The sequence below is a fragment of the Paenibacillus cucumis (ex Kampfer et al. 2016) genome (assembly GCF_019748695.1).
Lineage (GTDB): Bacteria > Bacillota > Bacilli > Paenibacillales > Paenibacillaceae > Paenibacillus > Paenibacillus polysaccharolyticus.
Map to the genome: position 1 here is coordinate 284,661 of NZ_JACLIC010000002.1, position 20,658 is coordinate 305,318.

Here is a 20,658-nt window from a genome sequence, read left to right on the forward strand (position 1 = left end):
AGGGGATACAGATTGAATACGGTGCAGGGAGACAAATCGGAGGCGATTTTGGATGCGGCCTACGGCATATTTGGATCAAAAGGATTCTATGAGACTAAAATGTCCGATATTGCCGATGAAGCTGGCATTGCCAAAGGCACGATTTATTTATATTTTAAAAGCAAGGAACAACTGTTTGTCGCTGTATCCAAGCGGGATTGTAACAGTTTTATCAGCCGCCTGGAATATGCATTACAAGCGCACGAGAACACGGGTGACAAGCTTGGCGCGATCGCCAAGACACATCTGACGTATTATTATGAACGGCGCAATCATACGAAGTTATTTTTTATGGCACCGAATAATGATCCGGATTTGATGAAGTTTATGAAAGCTTTTATGAACGAGTATATGAGCATGGTATGCAAAGTTCTGGAAAGTGCGGGTGTACCTGAGCCTGTGTTACTGGCTGAAGCGTATATCGGCATTCTGGATCGGCTGAAGATGGATATTATGTTGAATCCAGAGTTTAATGAACAAGACCTGAACAAACGAATTGCTTTTGCAGCGGCGCTGTTTTTGGACGGATGCCGTTCATTTCTGCGAGTATAAGCTGGTATGCAAGATCGTGTAGTTGAGGATAGAGCATTTTAAATTATAGAGAAGTGTGGGTAACGTGCAATGAATATAATGACCGTAGAGCAGATTGCAAAAAGTTATGGCGAGAAAATCCTGTTTAAGGATGCTTCATTCGGTATGGCGGATCAGGATAAAATCGGTGTTGTTGGTGTAAACGGGACAGGTAAATCGACATTTTTGCGCGTTATTGCAGGTATGGAGCCTGCGGATGAGGGACAGATTTCCATCGGCAATGATGTACGCGTGCAGTTTCTGGCGCAGAATCCGGACTTTAATTCGAACAACACCGTATTGCAACAAGTGTTTGAAGGTGACAGTGCCGAGATGAGAACCGTGCGCGAGTACACGGAAACGATGGAACTACTCGAATTAAACCCATCAGATACGGCTTTGAATGAACGTCTGATGCGCCTGAACCAACAAATGGAGCAACTTCAGCTTTGGCAGATGGAGAGTGAAGCGAAGAGCATTTTATCCAAGCTGGGTATACAGCAGTTCGATGCACTTATGGGGACATTGTCAGGTGGACAACGAAAAAGGGTTGCGCTTGCTTCCGCGTTAATCCATCCTTGTGAATTGCTCATTCTCGATGAGCCTACGAACCATATCGATAATGATTCTGTCGTATGGCTGGAGCAGTATTTGCAGAAACGCCGTGGCGCATTACTTATGATCACGCATGATCGTTACTTCCTGGATCGAGTGGCCAATGTTATGCTGGAGCTTGATCACGGGCGTTTGTTCCGATATGAGGCGAATTATACGCGGTTTCTGGAGCTGAAGGCTGAACGGGAAGAACGGGAGTCGGCCTCAGAACAAAAGCGCAAGAATCTGTTACGAACCGAACTTGCGTGGATTCGCCGCGGAGCTAAAGCACGGACTACAAAACAAAAAGCGAGAATTGATCGCTTCGAACAACTGAAAGATCAGCAGGGTGTCCAACGCTCGGGCTCTCTGGAAGTGTCTGTTGGTTCTACGCGTCTGGGGAAAAAGATACTGGAGATTGAACATCTCTCCAAATCTGTTGATAACCGCAAGCTGATCAACGATCTCAGCTATATTGCTGTTCCTGGCGACCGCGTAGGCATTGTAGGTCCGAATGGTAGCGGTAAGTCTACTTTACTACAGATGATTTCAGGTCGATTGCAACCGGACGCTGGAGAAGTTGTTCTGGGGCCAACCGTGAATCTGGGTTATTTTACTCAAGAACATCAGGAGATGGATGAAACGTTGCGCGTGATCGAATACATCAAGGAAGTGGCTGAAAATATAAAAACAGCAGATGGTTCATTGATCACCGCTTCACAGATGCTTGAACGCTTTTTATTCAACCCAACCTCCCAATGGACACCGATTGCCAGGTTGTCGGGCGGAGAGAAACGTCGTTTGTATCTGCTTCGCATTTTGATGGCTGCTCCGAATGTACTGCTACTGGATGAGCCGACTAATGACTTGGATATTCAGACACTTGCTGTGCTTGAAGATTATCTGGATGATTTTCCGGGCGTTGTGTTCGTTGTATCGCATGATCGTTACTTCCTTGATCGTACAGTAGACAAAGTGCTGGCGTTTGAGGGGAACGGCGCTGTACGTGTGCACGTAGGTGATTATAGTGAATATGCGGAATGGATGCTCAAAAATGCCGCTGGTAATCAAGAGAGCGGTGCGAGTGCAGCCAAGAAACAGGTCACTGAGAAAAGCGTTGAAGCTTCGACTCCAGTTACAACACAGGCAAAACCTAAATTAAAATTCAGCTTCAAGGAACAGCGTGAATACGATCAAATCGACGAAAATATCGAAAAGGCTGAAGGAAACCTTGCCCGGATTAACAAGGAGATGGAAGAATCCTTTAGCGACTCAGCACGTCTGCAAGAGTTAATGGCAGAACAGGCTGAGGCAGAGCGTCATTTGGACGAATTGATGGAGCGTTGGACTGTGCTTAACGAGCTAGCAGAGCAGATTGAGCAAAACAAATCTTAATTTGGTTGACGTCAAGCAAACAAAACATACTTTACCATACCAATGCCTTTCTTCATCAGGCGGCTTTGTGCCGCTTTGGAGGAGGCATTTTTGCTTTAAATAACATAGATGAATCCAGACATTGAACATAAAAGATGAAACGTTACCCTTGTTTATTACGTTTTATTAGTAATGAATTCCATAGAAGGGAGAGAGCGTGAAATTGATCAATAATGAAATCAATGAACAACTCGCCATGCTTAAGGAAAAAGGAAGAATCTACGAAAAATGGACGAAAAGACTTCATAAGCTCCAAGAGGAGGAGAAGCAGTGGGAAGCAAAAGTGGAACATTGCACCGTAGCTCTTCAGAAGGAACAGGAGGACGTGGATCGGCTGAACGGCATGAGCTTGGCCTCATTTTTCTATGATCTGATCGGCAAGAAGACGGAACGTTTGGAGAAAGAAGAGCTTGAACTGCTGGAGAGCAAGTCAGCTTATGATACAGCTTGCCGAATGTTACAGGATGTTCAAGAGCAACGGAATCAAGTTGAGCAAGAGCTTCAAAGACAATCGCAATATCGGTACTGGGAGAGTGACTATCAGGTATTATGGGGGAAAAAAGAACAACGCTTGCTTAAGCAGGATGAAGAACTGCAACGATTGGCTGAAGTACGGGAGCATCTGGCAAGTGAGCTACAAGAGCTTAACGAGGCTCTCAGAGAAGGAGATTACTTGGCATATGCGCTTGAACGTGCAGAGAAGGCTTTAGAATCAGCAGGAAATTGGGGGATCTATGACATGATGGGTGGAGGTGCAATCTCCACGCATATCAAGCGCAGTCGTATGGATGATGCACAAGTGGCTATTATGGATGCGGGTAAGCGTCTGCGTCGTTTTCAGAAGGAATTAGAAGATGTAGAAATGGCGGTAAACGCCGATTTGAATTTGGGCGGTCTGCTGTCCTTTGCGGACTATTTCTTTGATAACTTCTTTGTGGATTGGATGATTCAGGATAAAATTCGTAGTGCCGAGAAACAGGTGAAACATGGACTTAGCATGGTACGACAGACAATACAGGTTTTACATGGAGAGATTAAGGATCACGAAGCCCGGCTTCAGGTTCAGGAACGCCGTTATAGAGAGTATGTGGAACAGGCCTGATCATGAGATGCGCCTAATGTGGCTACATGTTTCAAATAATAAAGGACACAACTTCCACGCCGTTCATGCGGTCAAAGAATGTGTCCTTTTTAATATTGAGAATGGCTTAATTAACTGAATGAACTGAATCAAAGCAATAAACAAAGGGATTGTGCATTAAAAAGTAACCTAACCTAGCTTCATTCCTTACTTCGTAGTAATGTATGCAGCAAGTAGCTTGGCTGTATTGATTACCGCGCTTTTATGCGTGCGCTCCATAGAATGAGAAGCGTGAACGCCTGGGCCAATCAGGGCAGCGCGAATATTGTTTCCTGCACGCAAGGCAGCACTGCCATCAGAGCCGTATTGAGGATAAATGTCTACCACGTAGTCCATGCCATCCTGTTTGGCTAGCTCAATTAGACGACTTGTCATATCGTAGTCATAAGGACCGGAAGAGTCTTTTGCACAGATGGATACATCCGTTTCTTTACAGCTAAGATCATCACCCATGGCACCCATATCCACAGCAATCATTTCGCTGATCTCTGCCGGAATATATGCCGCTCCGTGTCCAACTTCTTCATAGTTTGAGATGAGCAGAGAAACGTTATGTACAGGCTTCCAGCCTTCACGATGAGCGGATTCAAGAATACCAAACAGGGCCGCTACACTGGCTTTATCGTCGAGATGGCGAGATTTGATGTAACCGCTTGGTGTAATGACAGCCCGGGCATCAAAAGAGATAAAGTCACCTACACCAATACCAAGCTTTAATACATCCTCCTTGGACGATACCACTTCATCAATCCGGACTTCCATATGATTTTCCGAGCGTTCAAACGTACGAGCATCAGGGTATACGTGCACGGATGGATGCAGAGAAAGAATCGTTCCCGTATATGCATTGCCGTCTCTAGTGTGAATGGAGCAATACTCGTTCTCGATGCTATGCATCGTAAAACCGCCAACAGAGGTCAGTTTTAACGTGCCGTAAGAGGTGATGGACCGCACCATGGCACCGAGCGTGTCTACATGCGCACTTAAAGCAATGGTTCTGGAAGGATCTTCACCGAGCAGTGTGAGCATAGCTCCACCTTTGTTGTTCAGTTCACAGGAGATGTTCAGGGAACTCGCTTCCTTGCGAATCATCTCTATAATGTGGTGAGTGTATCCGCTTGGACTGGGTGTATCCAGTAATTTTTTCAAAAAAGACAGAACGTAAGATTCATCAATAGTAAAATTCATCAATATTTTCCTCCTTTGTCTTGCAGGTACAGGTCAAATAGAATACAGCCTGTCTGGGGGAATACATGTCCATTCCGATCTACCAGCAGGCTGTTTTCTGATTGATTTCTACAACGTACCTGTATTGTTGCCTTTTTGCTGAGTCTGGATTGAATCGTTGTGCAGCTGGTGATCGTGTTCAGGTTCGGTTGAGCGGGTGGAATCCATGTTATCGTAAGAAACGGGTGTAGTAGCGCTGGCTGCAGAAGCTTCCAATTCAGCTACACGCAGATGCAGGCGTTTATTCTCCCGTTGCAGTCGATATTGACGGTAAATTCCGTAAGAGCCTACAATGATACCACCAATTAAAGTACAGCCTAAAATCAGCAAAATCAATGGAACCCGAACCGTATTGAACAGCAGGTTAACCTGAACAGAATCTACATTGATGACTGCAAAAATTCCTGTCAGCAGCGCAAAAACAAGACCTGCGATAAGTGCCCATTGCATTTTCATGATGTTGCCTCCTTGTTGTGAACCAAATGCTAACTAGAATGCATTACCCTTTTTCAAGAGTACTGCATCTCGCTTGATTATAAAATCCCTTGCCCGCCCGGGGCAAGGGATACAGATTACAGGGGATTGCAACCTTATTTGGTTAACTGTTCCATCTGTTCGATCAATTCTTTGAATACACTCATCGCTTCGCGGATAGGCTGCGGTGTTGACATATCCACACCCGCTTTTTTCAAAATATTAATGGAGTAGTCACTTCCACCGCTCTTCAGGAATCCGAGATAACGATCGACTGCAGGTTGGCCCTCTTCCAGAATTTGCTTCGAGAAGCTGGTCGCTGCCGAGAAACCTGTAGCGTATTTATATACATAGAAGCTGTTATAGAAGTGGGGGATACGTGCCCATTCCATCTCGATATCTTTGTCAACGACCATATTTTTACCATGGTACTGTACATTGAGATCGTAATAAATTTCTGACAGTAACTGTGGTGTAAGAGCTTCGCCTTGTTCAGCGCGTTCATGAATAATTTTCTCGAACTCTGCGAACATGGTTTGACGGAATACCGTAGTCCGGAACTGATCTGCATAATACGTAAGTAAATACAGTTTTTCCTTCGGATCTGTTGATTTATTCAACATGTAGTCCATGAGCAGTGCCTCGTTTGTCGTTGAAGCTACTTCTGCAAGGAAAATCGTATACTGTGCATCACGATACGAAAGGGTTGTATCCGAATAATGGGAATGCAGCGCATGACCCATCTCATGTGCCAATGTGAACATGCTGTTCAGATTGTCTTTATGATTAAGCAGTACATACGGGTGAGTGCCATAGGCACCCCATGCATACGCACCTGAGCGTTTGTTCTCATTTTCGTACACATCAATCCAACGATTATCATATCCAGCCTGAAGAGCCTCTGCATATTCTTTGCCGAGTGGCGCGAGACCTTCCTTGACTGTCTTTTTAGCTTCTTCATAGGTGATGTCCATCTTGTATTCATCCACAAGTGGAGCGAATAGATCATACATATGTAGTTGATCCACACCAAGCAATTTTTTACGGAGATCCATATAACGGTGCAAGAGCGGAAGACTTTCATGAATCGTGTCTACCAGGTTGTTATACACATCCGTTGGGATGTTGTCACCATACAGGTTCATTTCCATGACAGAAGGGTACTTCCGCACGTTGGCATAAAACATATTTTTGGTTACGTTGGCATTCAGTGCTGCGGCGATCGTATTTTTCTGTTTTGCGTAGGTTTCATATACCGCTTTGAAAGCGCGCTCCCGAACTTCACGGTTTGGGTTCTCAAGAAACTGAATATAGCTGCCGTGAGTCAATTCGACTTCTTTGCCATTCTCATCTTTAATCCGTGGAAACTTGAGATCCGCATTGTTCAGCATGCTGAAGATGGTCTGCGGTGCTTGGGACAGATTGCCGACCTGTGCGAGCAGTGCTTCTTCCGCCTGGCTTAATACGTGTGCCTTTTCCCGTTTCATCTCTTCCAAGGTAAACGTATATGCGGAGAGACTCTCATTCTTAATAAGGGCGTCAAGCTCTGAATCCGGTAAAGAAAGAATCTCAGGTGTGACAAAGGAAAGTGCTTCGCCTACCCGTACTCCGAGTTTTTGAGCTTTTTGGGACAGGCTTTGATATGTAGGATTAGCTGTGTCTTCATCTTGGTGCATGCGAGCATATACGAAAAGCCGTTCAAGCTTGAGCCCGATTTCGTCTTCGAATTCGAAGCTGGCTTTAAGGACGTCAGGCTGATTTAATTTGCCTTGAAATTCGGAGGCTTTTTTCATCATAGAAGATACTTCTTCATACTCCTGATCCCAAGCCTTCTGATCGGCATATAAATCTTCCAGTTTCCATGTATGCTCGGCGGGCACCTCGGAACGTTTCAATAGTTTACTCATGGGAATCCTCCTTTGATTATGTGCTGAAAATACGGGCATAGCCGCCTTCGTCTCCTGTGCAAGTGCAGCAGGAGACGAAGGAATAAGACTAAGAGCCAGAAGAACAGATAACGATTTCTGATATTTCAACGGCCTTCCTCCTTACCATACGAATCACTCGTCCCTAATAACTTCGTATAGTATGACCTGGGCACAGCCGAAATATTTGAGCGCCTTGAATCGCGTGTTAACACGTTCAGAATTCTGTATCAGGCTCCCATGTTAACGAGGTAATATACGATGAGGAAAAAGGCAAAACATACGAGCAATGTAGCGATTAGCGCCATTCCTCTTCTAAGACGATCCGGGACGGAATTACGTCCCAGGATCAGCGCAAACCCCAGTGCGAAGGCAAGGATAATGAAGATAACGACATTGCCTGAATCAAGCTGCATCGATTAAACTCCCTTGAAGGCAGCCATTAACGCACGCCATTCCTCTTCACGATTTTCGAAATCCTCTTTCGGGAAACGACGCTCGGCCCAATGCATTAATGCAGGACGGCTAAGGAATGTGTGGCATTCTTCGCCCCATTCTTCTGATATTTCCCGTAGAACGAGATACTTGCCTTGTACTTCTACAGTCATCATATTCCACTTGTCTGTTTTGTATATTTCATGTTTTTTTATCATAGGTAGTCTCCAAACTAACGGTTTTGGTAAAATGATACCGTACACTACGATGCAAAGCAAATTTTTTCATCAATTATGGAAAAGATAAATTGCAAAATGGAAGCCCATACAGTATAATAAGGATATTCGCCATAGATGGCGATATTTTTAGGAGGTTGTTCATTTGAAAGGTACAGTTAAATGGTTTAACGCAGAAAAAGGCTATGGCTTTATTTCAGTTGAAGGCGGCGAGGACGTATTCGTACATTTCTCCGCAATCCAAGGCGACGGCTTTAAAACATTGGAAGAAGGTCAAGCGGTAGAATTCGAAATCACTGATGGAAACCGTGGTCCTCAAGCAGCTAACGTAACTAAATTGTAAGATTTTTCCGTCATTCACGGACTTCTTATAAATGATCGATTATAGCTGAACATCACAAACACAAGCACAGTCCCCATTCGGAGACTGTGCTTTTTTTGGTTTTCAGCGCTCATGTGGAACGATGCGTTGTCGTGCGTAACAATTGAAAGCCGAAACCAATCAATGAAGCTAGTGCAAAGGACATAGCGGTAAGATAGAACGTCTGACGTCCTGTAAGCTCTAATAACAAGCCACCCAAGGTTCCGCTTAAAAGTCCAGAAGAGCTAGACCACACAATCGTAAATAAAGCCATGCCCGTTGCTCGAAAATTATCAGGAACGAGTCGGGTTATATAACGGACCGCAGTGACATAAAAGATACCGAATGTAACGCTATGCATCGTTTGAATAAGAACAACGGCTGCTGGTGTATGCGAGATAGACATGAATAATAATCGAATGGTATACATCAAGGCCGCTAAGGTGAGAAGTGGGAGTTCCTTGTATTTGTTTCCATATTTGCTTAGTAGCAAAAATATCGGAATCTCACTCACAGAGGAGATGAGCAAGGACCAGCCGATCAATCCTTCACTGGCACCCAAATCTTTGAGTGTGATCGTCAGAAAGGCTTCGTTCATCCGATGACCCATAGCTAGCAGAAACACACAGCCGAAAAAAGCAAGAACATCTCGGCGTTTCAGGATAGCCCACAATCCGGATAAATCCATTTTGCTACTGCTACCAGCAGGCTGGTCCCGTAATTGGAAGCTGATCAGTAAGGTCACAGCTGCAAGGCTAATGCAGATCCACATCGTCCATTCGGAACCAAAAGAGCCAAGGACGTAACCGATGCTAAGGGCAAAAAAAGCATATCCGATGGAACCGAACACTCGAATGGACGTGAAATTGCGACCATATTTATTCGCCGTTGTAATTGCCATCGTATCCGACAGTGGGTAGACCGGATAATAGAAAAAGTAAAATAGAGTTACAAGGACAAACACTTCGCCAAAGCTTGATGCATTGGCAAGCAGAATTCCAGTGATTAGCTGGCCGCCGAGCAGTAGGATCATCACTTTCCGTACGGTCTTGTATTTATCACTCGCCATGCTCCAGAACATATTGGAGAATACAGAAATGAGCGGTCCGATGCCATACAGGTAACCAATCTCGGCAGGACTGAAGCCAAGATGGCTGAAGTAAAGCTGGAAGTACGAGACTACCAGTGCGGTAGAACCAAAGATGGTGAACATTAGTGCCCGGAGCCAGTTCTGATCTGGCCGGGCCGTATGACTTGATTTCATGATGAGAGACTCCGTTCTTAAATCTAATTCAGATTATTTCATGATTTAGACTTCTGATAATTTGTTTCATAGATCATATGATATGACTGTGTTCCCAAATGGACTAGCCTTTCAGGGATGAAGAGCCGCGAGATGGCGGGATAGACATCGTTGGTTCTTTTTGCGTGCGCCGGATGACCAGCCAGACAATAACAAGTTCTGCAAGCAAACCAAGTGATTGGGCGGCTGCCCCGATCATACCGTTCCAAGCGGGGAAAATGCTTACAAGAATAAGCAATACTATAATTGTGCAAATCGCATTGGCGCTCTGTGAACGAAACATCGTTTTGGTCTGACCGCGAAGCAGAATAAGACCATTGCTGAAGTCCAGAAAAGGAGAGATCAGCGGAAATAACACAAAGGCGCGAAGTGTCCAGAGACTTTGCTCCAGTAGCTGGCCTTGAACGCTCATAATATTTTCGAGTACCCATGGACCTAAAGGCGTATACGCAATGGAGACAGTCATCGCGAACGGTATAAAACCGGTAACGAGCGCAAATTTCTTAACGAGTTTGGCATCGATCAGATAGAAGTTGAGCACGATCTGATGAATGTAGGTAAAAAAGCTTAACATGAGCTGCATCAAACTGCTCGCTACAGCAAAAGAGGATATAGCCAGCGCGATTCCGGTTGTTTTACCGAGAACAATGTTAATGACAGGACCTATAAACAGGGCTACAAAACTGGATAATAGCAGTGGTTTGTAAAAGCGATACACATCTCCCTTGCTCTCAACGGGATGATCCTCAAGCTTGGCAGGCATTTTTCTCATAATGTTTCTGCCTTCCAAGTAGCTAACCAGGGCTTCAATCATCATTCCCGCAGCAAAGATGATAGCGCCTACACGACCACTGTTAATAGAATCTGTGTAGATGAAGTACAGGGACAACCCATACATACCTGCTAACCTGAATACCATACCAATGGTGAGCCATTTGGTTCGATTGTTCGTGATGATTATGCCTTGGTAGATGTTGCGGATGACAGAAAAAATACTAACGTACATCAGGATCTCGTATACGTCGATCACTTTGCTTAGTAGATCCGGGCTGACGCCGAATAAATATTTGAACACACCGGTACCAATGGGTGAGTACACAATAAGAAATCCGATGAGTAGCACGCAAGCCAGAAATATTTTGGTCACAAACGTAAGAGCCTGAAAAGAGAGGCGGTCCCGCACCAGGGCGGAACAGGTTTGACGCAACAAGGTGGAGGGACGCTCCGTGAGGGTCAGCAAACTTCCCGCAATGGCATAACTTGCAATAACAGTCTCTGGATGAGCAGAGCGTGCAAGTGTGCTGTTAATGATTACGTGTGATATCGTAACTAGAGAGGCGGAGATGCCAAGTGGCACAAAAAAAGAAAATAACCGTCTCCACGAAAGTGGTTCACCTGACGACATGTCAACGACTCCTTTGATGGATAGAAATATGGATAGTATATCATAAAGCTTTGAACGGGGATGCGATTTTTTACGCGGTTTATGCGGTAGATCATTTGTACAATTAAGGGGATCATATTATAATAGGAATGGTTAAAATCGCTCTAATACGTATTCAACCAAAGTGGAGGCACATTTATTTTGAGCCAATCAAATCGAAAACGTCATCAGTACCCGCGAGGACCGCTGGCATTGATGAGAGGGGTGTACAAATACACCATTCCGGAAACGCGTAAGGCATTGGATGGATGGCGTGCTCAGGCAGAGACAATTCCAAATGAGGAATTACGTACTCAAGCACTTGCCAGTCTAAGGGATAAGCAATTTCACTGTGAAGGTGGAACTGTCTATGCATTAGCGGATATGTCCAATAGACATATTCTTATTCCGCTAATCGTTTCGTATCAAACCATAAGTGATTATTTGGACAATCTGTGTGACCGCAGCACCTCGATGGACCCGGCTGATTTTCGCTTGCTCCATCAATCTATGCTTGATGCGGTAGATCCCGAGGCAACACCTGTCAATTATTATGCGCTCCGTGAGGATCAGGATGACGGTGGTTACCTACGGAATCTGGTGACGACATGTCAGGAGCTCACTCGTCAGCTACCAGGATATGCGTCAGCCAAGCCCCAAATACAGGATCTGGCAGGCCTATACACGGACCTGCAGGTATATAAGCACATCAAACCGGAACTGAGAGAAACGGCTTTGCTCGAATGGTGGTCGGAGCATCGCCACCGCACACCTCAGTTTCGCTGGAACGAATTTGCCGCTGCTACGGGCTCTACTCTGGGTGTATTTATGCTGTTTCTCGCTGCAAGTGACGATCAGCTGACCGAAGAGCAGGCGGTTTCGATCCACACTGCCTATTTCCCGCACGTATGCGCATTACACATCATGCTCGATTATTTGATCGATCAGGATGAGGACCGTGTTGGTGGGGATCTCAACTTCTGCAATTATTATGAGAATGTAGAGATGATGCTGGATCGAATTGCTTTTATTGTGGAGATGGCTCGCAGTGATGTGCAGAAGATTCCGGGAACTTCTTTTCACCGGATGATTATTGAAGGACTGATAGCCATTTACCTGTCTGATCCCAAAGTCAGCGAACAGCATGAAGTTCGCGTCGTGTCCAAACGCTTGATGAAGAACAGTCCAATGACACGTGTGTTTTTCTTCATTTTCAGTCGCTGGATACGGAAGCATATGTAAGTCAGGTGTATTGTTGCGGAGCCTGAAGTGAAACTAGAGGAGGAAGAAACATCATGACAGCAGTAAAGAAAATCGCAGTGCTAACGAGCGGTGGCGATTCACAGGGGATGAACGCGGCTGTTCGTGCGGTTGTTCGCAGCGGACTATTTCACGGATTGGAAGTGTTCGGTATTCAGCGCGGATACCAAGGGCTTTTGAACAATGATATTTTCCCGATGGATCTGCGCAGTGTTGGGGATATTATTCAGCGCGGGGGAACCGTTCTGCAATCTGCACGTTGTAAAGAGTTCTATACCGCGGAAGGCCAGCAAAAAGGAGCAGATATTTTGCGCGCACGCGGTATTGATGGTCTTATTGTTATTGGCGGAGACGGTTCATATCATGGTGCAAACAAATTGAGCAAGCTTGGCATTAACACGATGGGTTTGCCAGGTACGATTGATAATGACATATCATTCACGGATTACACGATCGGATTTGATACATCCGTAAGTGTTGTGGTTGATGCGGTGAACAAATTGCGTGACACGATGTCTTCGCATGAACGTTCTTCCATCGTTGAGGTTATGGGCCGTCACTGCGGAGATATTGCGCTCCATGCCGGACTTGCTTCGGGAGCAGAAACCATTCTGGTGCCGGAAGTACCCTTTGACATGGACGAAGTGGCTGAACGTATGAAAGCAAACTTTGCACACGGCAAACGCCACAGTATTATCATCGTAGCTGAAGGTGTAGGTAAAGGCGAAGACGTGGCCAAAGAACTGATGGAACGCTGCCCGACATATGAGCCGCGTGTTACCGTTCTTGGACACATCCAGCGCGGTGGTACACCAACGCCATTTGACCGTAACCTCGCTAGCCGTCTTGGTGACTTCGCTGTTCGTAGTCTGATTGCGGGCGAGACGGATAAAGGCTGTGGACTTGTCAAAGGTGAGCTGGTTCTTACGGACATCGATAAAGTCGTAAATACGAAAAAAGCATTTGATATGGAAACGTATGAGCTTGCACAACGCTTGTCTCAATAATTCCTTTCAACAAAAAAAGAGCACACTCCGTATGATTCGGAGCTGTGCTCTTCTTTTTGTATTCGGTGTATTCTCTTTCTTCTGTGTGAAGAAAGAAGAAAAGCATGCGAGGAGAACGCAGTTTGCTTACGCGCGAAGGGAAGCTTTCTTCTGAACCCGGAACAGTCTCCACAACAGCGCAGTTGCCCCCACTGCGAGTCCTGCAATAAGACCAATCCAGTATCCAAATGCCCCAAGTGAAGTGTAAGTTGCCGTAAAATAACCAACGGGCAGACCGATAATCCAATAAGCGACAAAGGTAATGATTAACGCCGGATTGACATCTTTGTACCCCCGTAGTGCTCCTTGTGTCGGCGTAGCAATGGCATCGGAAATTTGGAAGAAAATTGCGTAGATTAGAAAATGCTGCGTTAGTGTAATTACTTCCTGTTCGTTGGAATAAATTCTCGCAATGGGCTCTCCGAAAACCAGCAAAATAATCGCTGTAATCAAGGAAAGGCCAATAGCTCCCCCGATTCCTAGTAGACTATACTGTCTGGCGTCTTTCAGCCGGCCTGCACCATTTTCAAAGCCAACCAGAATGGTGAGTGCCATACAGATGCTCACAGGTAACATATAGAGTGTAGAAGCGAAGTTCAGTGCTGCCTGATGGGCGGCTATCGTGACCGTATCGAATCGGCTCATCAGCAAGGTGACCGCAGCGAAGATAGACGTTTCAAAAAAGGTTGCAAATCCAATCGGGACCCCAATGACCAGAAGTTCCTTCCATTTGCTAAACGAGATCCGTGACCATTGACGGAAAATAGAATACTTGGCGAATGGCTCGATACGATGGGCGAAAAACAGGCTAATCAAAAAAATAAGCCAATATGTACATGCTGTGGCCACACCTGCACCAACACCGCCTAATTGAGGGAAACCCCACCGCCCAAAAATGAGCAGATAGTTGAGCAAAATATTAACGGGGAGCGAGACGAGTGTGATGAGCATGGTAACACGTGTCTGTCCAAGTGCATCCATAAAACTGCGAAGTACTGTATATCCGAATAGGGGCATAATGCCAAAAGCTAGCGCACACAGAAAATAAAACGCTACATTTGCAACATGCGGCTCGAGGGGCATCGCGTTTAAAATGGGACTCAACAATAAAGCGCCTGCTCCTAGCACAATAAGACCTACAGCAATGCCCAGGTAGAGCGCCTGAATGACGCTCCGTCCAATCTGATCATGTTGCCTGGAGCCGAGCAGGTGAGAGACAACAGGGGTTATTCCCATTAAAATCCCGCTAAGTCCGGTCTGCACGGGCATCCATAGGCTTGTACCTATAGCGACTCCTGCGAGATCAGCTGGAGAAAATTTGCCGGACATATTCGTATCAAAGAACGACATGGCCGAAAGCGCAATTTGAGTGGTGAAGATGGGCAAAAATATAATCAGGAACTGTTTGATCTTTTGTGGAAAGCTCGATATGTTCATATTCACTTAAGGTGCCTCACGATCTATATAGTTATCATGCTGATGTCATATCAGACAGCTATTAATTGTAGAGGATTTTTACGAATTTGGATAGTGCAACAGGAGAAAGGGGCTTGAAGCAGGAACAGAGTGCCTTAACAAATATTCAGGATGTTAAAATATAAAAAACCTCGCTCCCGCGATAAACGGGACGAGGCTCGAGATTATGGAGTTCATAATCAAATCTGCGGTTAAACGAATAAAATTTTATAAGTGCTAATTAAGTTATTTGTACTGTACGCCAGGAGTATAGCGATTGGATGCATTCCATAGCAAATATTCATCCACATTCATTTCTTTCATCGCTTTAATCTGATCTTCGACCTGTTTCTTACCGTATTTGATATAATGTCCGCTACCCAGCCAACTTGCGGTGAAGTCTTGAATCCATGGCCGAATGATTGGTTTGAGTTCTTTGGTAGGGTCGAGCTTCTTATGTGTATCCTTCATAGAACCTTTAATCGTTGTGTAGGGGTCTTTGTCAGGGTCTTTCACACCATACCAGCCGGTGGAATAATGACTTGGATAGACCATAGGTGAGATGACATCCACGTTTTCTGATATTTTCACAAAATCCTGACCAATACCTTCGGCTGCCGGCACAGAGGCTGCATATCCAAAAATATCTACCGAAACTCGGACACCAAGAGGTGCGAGCTCTTTACGTGCGTATTGCACAAATTCGGCGACAACGTCAACGCGTGATTGATCGGTCTGTGTGTACTTTAGTGTATCTGCGCGTGTTTCAAATCCCTCGGGAAAGCGAACGTAGTCAAACTGAATTTCCTTGAAACCGAGCTTCGCCGCTTCTTTGGCAATTTCAATATTATAATCCCATACCTCTTTGCTGTAAGGATTCACGAAACTGTCTCCTTTACCGTTGGCCCATACAGAGCCGTCCTTATTACGAAAGGATAGTTCGGGGTTCTTCTTCGCTAGAATGGTGTCCTTGAATACAACAACTCGTGCGATAGGATACACTTTGTGTTTCTCTAATCGTTTCATCAAGGCATTGATATCTCGAATAAAAGATTTTGCTTCGCCCATAGTTTTCACGGCTTTGTTTTTGGACGGATATGTGATATACCCGAGATCATCCTTGATATCAATAACCATAGCATTTAGTTCTGTCTGATCGGTTAGTTCGAGCAGTTGTGCCATTCTTGCGCCACCAGCACTGTACGCTGTGACATATATGCCTTTAACAACAGGAGCATCAGGTTGCGGATCGACCTTGGCAGGGGGATTGTCAGCATCAATGACGACTTGTTCTTTTTGTGATTGAATAATGGCTGTGTTAAAACTGTTGCTTAACGAGGGTAATTGACTATTATTGCTATGACCCAGATCCGGAGCTACCGACGTTCCTCCGAAACCTCCCAAGGCCATTGCGAACAAAGCCCACAGTATGTTCATACTTTTTCACTCCCTTTATGTACATTCCATACTTGATTATACAACAAAGCCTCCGTGCTTTTAACCATATTAATCCTTTTATGAAACATGTGGAAAAAATGAAAACCGCTCCCTGACTGAGGAATACCTCGTCAAGAAGCGGCGTAATCGATCTGAAAAATATTATTGAATATACACATCATTCTGATGCTCACAAATACTGTACTGAATGATTTCCATTGCATCTCCCTGTTCCAGGATGCCCAGCCCATCCCGGAGAACAATCAAAGAGTCGAGTTCATTCGGTTTTAAGAAAGGGAGCATTTCCGGGCACCATTTGTTGACAATTTCAAACAGTTTTACCGTTTCCGTATCCACAATAATCACCCTTTCCTACTCGAATTCCAAAATGGTAAGTCATTCGGCGCGAATCGGGAAAGCATATGGCTTTGTGAAAAGTAAAGGTTAGAACCTGCTTACAACATATTTAAGAGCGGTGCACCATTATTATACCACAAACTTGCGAATTGTTAACGGGCAGATAACTAACTGCGGCGGAATGAGCCCATCACGCCTACGGTTTCCACGATGTTAACAAATGCTTTTGGATCGGTCTCTTTGATAATGCGTTTGATCTCAACCAGTTCGTAACGGGTAGTCACAGTCATTAACATATCCTTTTCAATGTCAGTGTATGCCCCTTGGGTTTTAATTTTTGTGACGCCGCGTGGACGAGTCAGAAGTTTTTTCAGCATCGCTTCGGTTTCATTGGTGATGATGTAGAGCGTAACCTTGACGTGACTGATATGGATGAGATCCAGCACTTTACCTGTAACATAGATTGAAACCATGGAGGCCAGAGCGGTATTCCAGTTATTATTCAGATAACCAGCTAGTAAAATGATCGCTCCATTCATACCCGCCATGACGGTGCCAATCGGGAAATCACGATTTCTGGTGAAAATGGAACCGACAATATCCAAGCCTCCGGTAGAGCCGCCCACTCTAAAGGAAACACCGGTACCTATTCCAACCAGCACGCCGCCAAACACACAGCTTAGAATTGGATCGGTCGCTACAGCAGAAACAGGCAGCAGTCCAATAAACCAGGAAGTGGCTGCTACCGACACAATGCTCAATATAATGAAACGTCGTCCAAGAATAAACCAACCTGCAATGAGCAGAGGGATGTTAAGAACAAAATACATTATACTAAGATTCAAATTGGTAAAATAACCTAAAAGCATGGAAATACCGGATACTCCACCGCTCAGAAGCTGGTGGGGCACCAAAAACCAGTTAAAGCCGCAAGCAATAGCTGCAGCACCCAAAATGATCACCAAAGAGTGCCAAATTATTTTGGGCAATTTAATCACCTCATTTTTATTTAAAACCAGATTGCTGGTAATCTTGAATAGTTTTATGATATAATGATTTGTGGATATTCTTGAGTAGGAAACTTTTCCCAAATCGAAAGCTAAAATTTGAAATGTTTCAAACACATGATTGTAGTTTTAGTCTTATCTTGGGGACCCATTCATGGAATTATGTTCGTTCATGAAAATAATTCGTCCCGTTGGGATACCCTATAAATATTAACGCTACTTAAGAATACAGACAACAAAGTGGATTGTCCACCATGTCCACCATATAAAAGGAGTATGAATAATTTTGACAAATTTAAATTTCACAGATTTCAATCTTGAACCACTGGTGCTGCAAGCCATCACTGAGCTCGGGTTTGAAGAAGCAACACCGATTCAATCCAAATCGATTCCTTTTGCACTTGAAGGTAGAGATTTGATCGGTCAAGCTCAAACAGGTACAGGTAAAACCGCTGCATTCGGTATTCCGTTGATCAGCAAAATCTCCAAAACGGATGATAAAATCCGCGCCCTCATTATGGCACCTACACGTGAACTTGCGATCCAAGTCGCTGAAGAGATCGAAAAACTTACTCGCTTCAAAGGTCTACGCTCCCTGCCAATCTACGGCGGACAAGATATCGTACGCCAGATTCGTGCATTGAAAAGAAAACCACAGATTATCATCGGTACACCAGGACGTCTCCTTGACCACATCAACCGCAAAACAATCAAACTTGATGATGTACAAACTGTTGTATTGGACGAAGCAGATGAAATGCTCGACATGGGTTTCATGGAGGATATTCAATCGATCCTGAAACAAGTTCCAGACGACCGTCAAACGATGCTGTTCTCTGCAACAATGCCTCCTAACATTCAAAAATTGGCTCAACAATTCTTGACTAATCCAGAACACGTTTCTGTTATTCCTAAACAAGTCAGCGCTCCGTTGATTGATCAGGCTTATATTGAAGTACCTGAGCGCCAAAAATTCGAAGCTCTTAGCCGTTTGCTGGATATGGAATCCCCAGAACTGGCAATCGTGTTCGGACGTACAAAGCGTCGTGTTGACGAATTGGCTGAAGCTTTGCAAAAACGTGGATATTCCGCTGATGGTTTGCATGGTGACCTGTCTCAAAACCAACGTGATACGGTAATGCGTAAGTTCCGTGATGGCAGCATTGATGTACTCGTTGCAACAGACGTGGCGGCGCGTGGTCTCGACGTATCTGGCGTAACACACGTTGTGAACTTTGACCTTCCGCAAGATCCGGAAAGTTATGTTCACCGTATTGGCCGTACAGGTCGTGCGGGTAAAGAAGGTGCGGCATGGTCTTTCGTAACTCCGCGTGAGATTGATCACTTGCACTTCATCGAGCGTGTAACACGTCACCGTATTCCGCGTAAACCGTTGCCTACGATGGCAGAAGCTGTTGAAGGAAAACAACGCGTAACGGCTGAACGTCTCCTGGAGATTGTACAATCCGGTGAGCTGAACGAATACAAAGGTATTGCCATTCAAATGCTGGAGCAATATGATTCCGTACAATTGTTGTCCGCAGCTTTGAAACTCCTGACAGGCGACAAAAAAGATGCTCAGGTTGATCTGACTCCTGAAGATCCAATCCGTGCTAAACGTCGTAGACCAGATGTTCGTTCTGGCGGACGCAAACCATCAGGTTACAGCGGTAACCGTAGCAGTGGTGGCGGTGGTGGTTACAACCGTGATCGCAACAGCAGTGGTGGTGGACGTGGCGGTTACAACCGTGACCGCAACAGCAGTGGTGGAAGTGGAAGCAGAGAAGGCGGCTACAACCGTGATCGCAAACCGCGTCCAAGCAATAACGAAGGACGTCGTCCGGCTAGAGATAACTCTTTCGAATAAGTGTAACATTTAATGAGGATGGGGCAGGAAGCTGCTCCATCTTTTTTTACTTTGTAAAAGTTCATAAACTTTCCATTTATTAGAACGATCAGTCTTGCCTAAAGTGATCTACTTTCGGGAAGTGCTGGCTTTTCCTATATATAATAAGGTATATTAATATTAGAATTCAGGTTAGACGCAAGGTGCGGAGGAGGAGAAATGTTTGGAATTTAAAGGAGCTATGGGCGGGCTTTACCGGCTGACAGAATGGATTACAAGACTGGCCGCAAGCAATCTCTTGTGGGCGATCTGTTCTTCACCATTCTTGTTTTTCATGATTATGAAGCTGCTCGTCATGCAACAGAATCTCGCGAACGAATCATTACAAATGAACTGGGCTATAGCCATTGTGGCACCGCTTACACTGTTTCCGGCGACCTCGGCTTTGTTCACGGTTGTTCGTAAATGGAATATGGGAGATACGGATGTGCCGATCTTCCGTACATTCTTTACAGGTTACAAGGAAAACTACAAACAAAGTTTAATTGGTGGCATTTTTTACACACTGCTGTTCGCAATCATGTATCTGGACTATACGGTTTATATGACCCAGTTCCGTAATATGCAACTGGTTGGCATAATTATGCTCGTGTTGTTGCTGCTATTGTTTGTATCACTGTTTAACTTCTTTTCTATGGTTGTACATTACCATATGTCGATCGGCCTTATTATTAAAAATGCAGTCCTGTTAACGCTGATTCGACCTTTCCGTGTGTTCTCCACATTACTGGGAAGCGGGTTGTTGTTCTATTTCGGATTGCGTTATCCGGTGCTGTTTATCTTTTTCATCATGAGCATCGTGGCTTGGTTTGCGTTCTTTAACTTCTATGCAACCTACAACAAAATGCAGGAGCAGATGCAAAAGATTCAATTGCAAAAAGAGGAAGAAGAGGCAGCTGCTTTGGCTGAAAAATCAGGAGAACAGGATGAAGCACAGAGTTCTGAATCTGCTGAAAATAAAGAGTTTACACAGCAAAAATAAAACATGTCTGTATGGCATTTACTTTTTACACAGTTAGGGATATAAT

At 44.8% G+C, this 20,658-nt stretch carries 19 protein-coding genes; 8 read left to right on the forward strand and 11 right to left on the reverse strand.

Annotated elements, in window-relative coordinates; genetic code table 11:
- Positions 1-12 precede the first annotated feature (12 nt).
- From H7T88_RS01200 to H7T88_RS01210, 3 genes are all read left to right on the forward strand, one after another.
- Entirely contained in the window at positions 13-591 is a 579-nt protein-coding gene (locus H7T88_RS01200; protein WP_221786519.1) for a TetR/AcrR family transcriptional regulator, read from the forward strand.
- A gap of 69 nt (positions 592-660) precedes the next feature.
- On the forward strand, positions 661-2,598 hold the full coding sequence (locus H7T88_RS01205; protein ID WP_221786520.1) for an ABC-F family ATP-binding cassette domain-containing protein: 1,938 nt from the start codon (positions 661-663) through the stop codon (positions 2,596-2,598).
- A gap of 196 nt (positions 2,599-2,794) precedes the next feature.
- The gene (locus H7T88_RS01210) at positions 2,795-3,739 is read left to right on the forward strand and encodes a hypothetical protein (protein ID WP_221786521.1); all 945 of its coding nucleotides are present in this window, start codon (positions 2,795-2,797) and stop codon (positions 3,737-3,739) included.
- A gap of 186 nt (positions 3,740-3,925) precedes the next feature.
- On the opposite strand, the gene H7T88_RS01215 is transcribed toward H7T88_RS01210, so the two are convergent.
- The 5 genes from H7T88_RS01215 to H7T88_RS01235 all read right to left on the reverse strand — a co-directional run bounded on the left by H7T88_RS01215 (position 3,926) and on the right by H7T88_RS01235 (position 8,057).
- A complete protein-coding gene (locus tag H7T88_RS01215; RefSeq protein ID WP_221786522.1) occupies positions 3,926-4,966 on the reverse strand; it encodes a M42 family metallopeptidase in 1,041 nt (346 codons plus the stop codon).
- Between the two features lie 108 nt (positions 4,967-5,074).
- Positions 5,075-5,461: a LapA family protein gene (locus H7T88_RS01220; RefSeq protein WP_154886587.1), complete on the reverse strand. Its 387-nt coding sequence runs from the start codon at positions 5,459-5,461 to the stop codon at positions 5,075-5,077.
- Between the two features lie 134 nt (positions 5,462-5,595).
- Entirely contained in the window at positions 5,596-7,386 is a 1,791-nt protein-coding gene (pepF, locus tag H7T88_RS01225; RefSeq protein WP_154960060.1) for an oligoendopeptidase F, read from the reverse strand.
- A gap of 248 nt (positions 7,387-7,634) precedes the next feature.
- Positions 7,635-7,820 carry a hypothetical protein gene (locus H7T88_RS01230; protein ID WP_090924720.1) on the reverse strand — a complete coding sequence of 62 codons (186 nt, stop codon included), beginning with the start codon at positions 7,818-7,820 and terminating at the stop codon, positions 7,635-7,637.
- A 3-nt stretch (positions 7,821-7,823) separates the two neighbouring features.
- Entirely contained in the window at positions 7,824-8,057 is a 234-nt protein-coding gene (locus H7T88_RS01235) for a hypothetical protein (protein ID WP_090924721.1), read from the reverse strand.
- Between the two features lie 163 nt (positions 8,058-8,220).
- Here H7T88_RS01235 and H7T88_RS01240 point away from each other — a divergent pair, with 163 nt between their 5' ends.
- Positions 8,221-8,418, forward strand: coding sequence for a cold shock domain-containing protein (locus H7T88_RS01240; RefSeq protein ID WP_056700251.1), 198 nt, complete (start codon positions 8,221-8,223; stop codon positions 8,416-8,418).
- Between the two features lie 109 nt (positions 8,419-8,527).
- On the opposite strand, the gene H7T88_RS01245 is transcribed toward H7T88_RS01240, so the two are convergent.
- Together H7T88_RS01245 and H7T88_RS01250 are read right to left on the reverse strand one after the other, a co-directional pair.
- Positions 8,528-9,700, reverse strand: coding sequence for an MFS transporter (locus tag H7T88_RS01245; RefSeq protein WP_221786523.1), 1,173 nt, complete (start codon positions 9,698-9,700; stop codon positions 8,528-8,530).
- A 103-nt stretch (positions 9,701-9,803) separates the two neighbouring features.
- The gene (locus H7T88_RS01250; protein ID WP_154886581.1) at positions 9,804-11,144 is read right to left on the reverse strand and encodes a polysaccharide biosynthesis protein; all 1,341 of its coding nucleotides are present in this window, start codon (positions 11,142-11,144) and stop codon (positions 9,804-9,806) included.
- Between the two features lie 180 nt (positions 11,145-11,324).
- On the opposite strand from H7T88_RS01250, the gene H7T88_RS01255 reads away from it, so the two are divergent.
- Both H7T88_RS01255 and pfkA read left to right on the forward strand, forming a co-directional pair.
- A complete protein-coding gene (locus H7T88_RS01255; RefSeq protein ID WP_186809557.1) occupies positions 11,325-12,404 on the forward strand; it encodes a tetraprenyl-beta-curcumene synthase family protein in 1,080 nt (359 codons plus the stop codon).
- Between the two features lie 53 nt (positions 12,405-12,457).
- Complete coding sequence (pfkA, locus tag H7T88_RS01260; RefSeq protein ID WP_123064288.1) at positions 12,458-13,429, forward strand: 6-phosphofructokinase; 972 nt, start codon at positions 12,458-12,460, stop codon at positions 13,427-13,429.
- A gap of 126 nt (positions 13,430-13,555) precedes the next feature.
- Here the strand turns inward: pfkA and H7T88_RS01265 are convergent, their stop codons facing one another.
- The 4 genes from H7T88_RS01265 to H7T88_RS01280 form a co-directional block, all read right to left on the reverse strand.
- Positions 13,556-14,905, reverse strand: a complete 1,350-nt coding sequence (locus tag H7T88_RS01265; protein ID WP_221786553.1) for an MATE family efflux transporter — start codon at positions 14,903-14,905, stop codon at positions 13,556-13,558.
- Positions 14,906-15,169: 264 nt separating this feature from the next.
- Entirely contained in the window at positions 15,170-16,360 is a 1,191-nt protein-coding gene (locus H7T88_RS01270) for a putative glycoside hydrolase (RefSeq protein WP_221786524.1), read from the reverse strand.
- A gap of 162 nt (positions 16,361-16,522) precedes the next feature.
- Positions 16,523-16,717 carry a hypothetical protein gene (locus tag H7T88_RS01275; protein WP_090924726.1) on the reverse strand — a complete coding sequence of 65 codons (195 nt, stop codon included), beginning with the start codon at positions 16,715-16,717 and terminating at the stop codon, positions 16,523-16,525.
- Positions 16,718-16,884: 167 nt separating this feature from the next.
- Complete coding sequence (locus H7T88_RS01280) at positions 16,885-17,706, reverse strand: YitT family protein (RefSeq protein WP_090924727.1); 822 nt, start codon at positions 17,704-17,706, stop codon at positions 16,885-16,887.
- Positions 17,707-18,010: 304 nt separating this feature from the next.
- Here H7T88_RS01280 and cshA point away from each other — a divergent pair, with 304 nt between their 5' ends.
- Together cshA and H7T88_RS01290 are read left to right on the forward strand one after the other, a co-directional pair.
- Positions 18,011-19,591 (forward strand): degradosome RNA helicase CshA, encoded by a 1,581-nt coding sequence (gene cshA / locus H7T88_RS01285; protein ID WP_154886576.1) that lies wholly within the window; start codon positions 18,011-18,013, stop codon positions 19,589-19,591.
- 202 nt (positions 19,592-19,793) lie between these two features.
- Complete coding sequence (locus H7T88_RS01290; RefSeq protein ID WP_154960063.1) at positions 19,794-20,612, forward strand: YesL family protein; 819 nt, start codon at positions 19,794-19,796, stop codon at positions 20,610-20,612.
- The last annotated feature ends 46 nt before the right edge of the window (positions 20,613-20,658 follow it).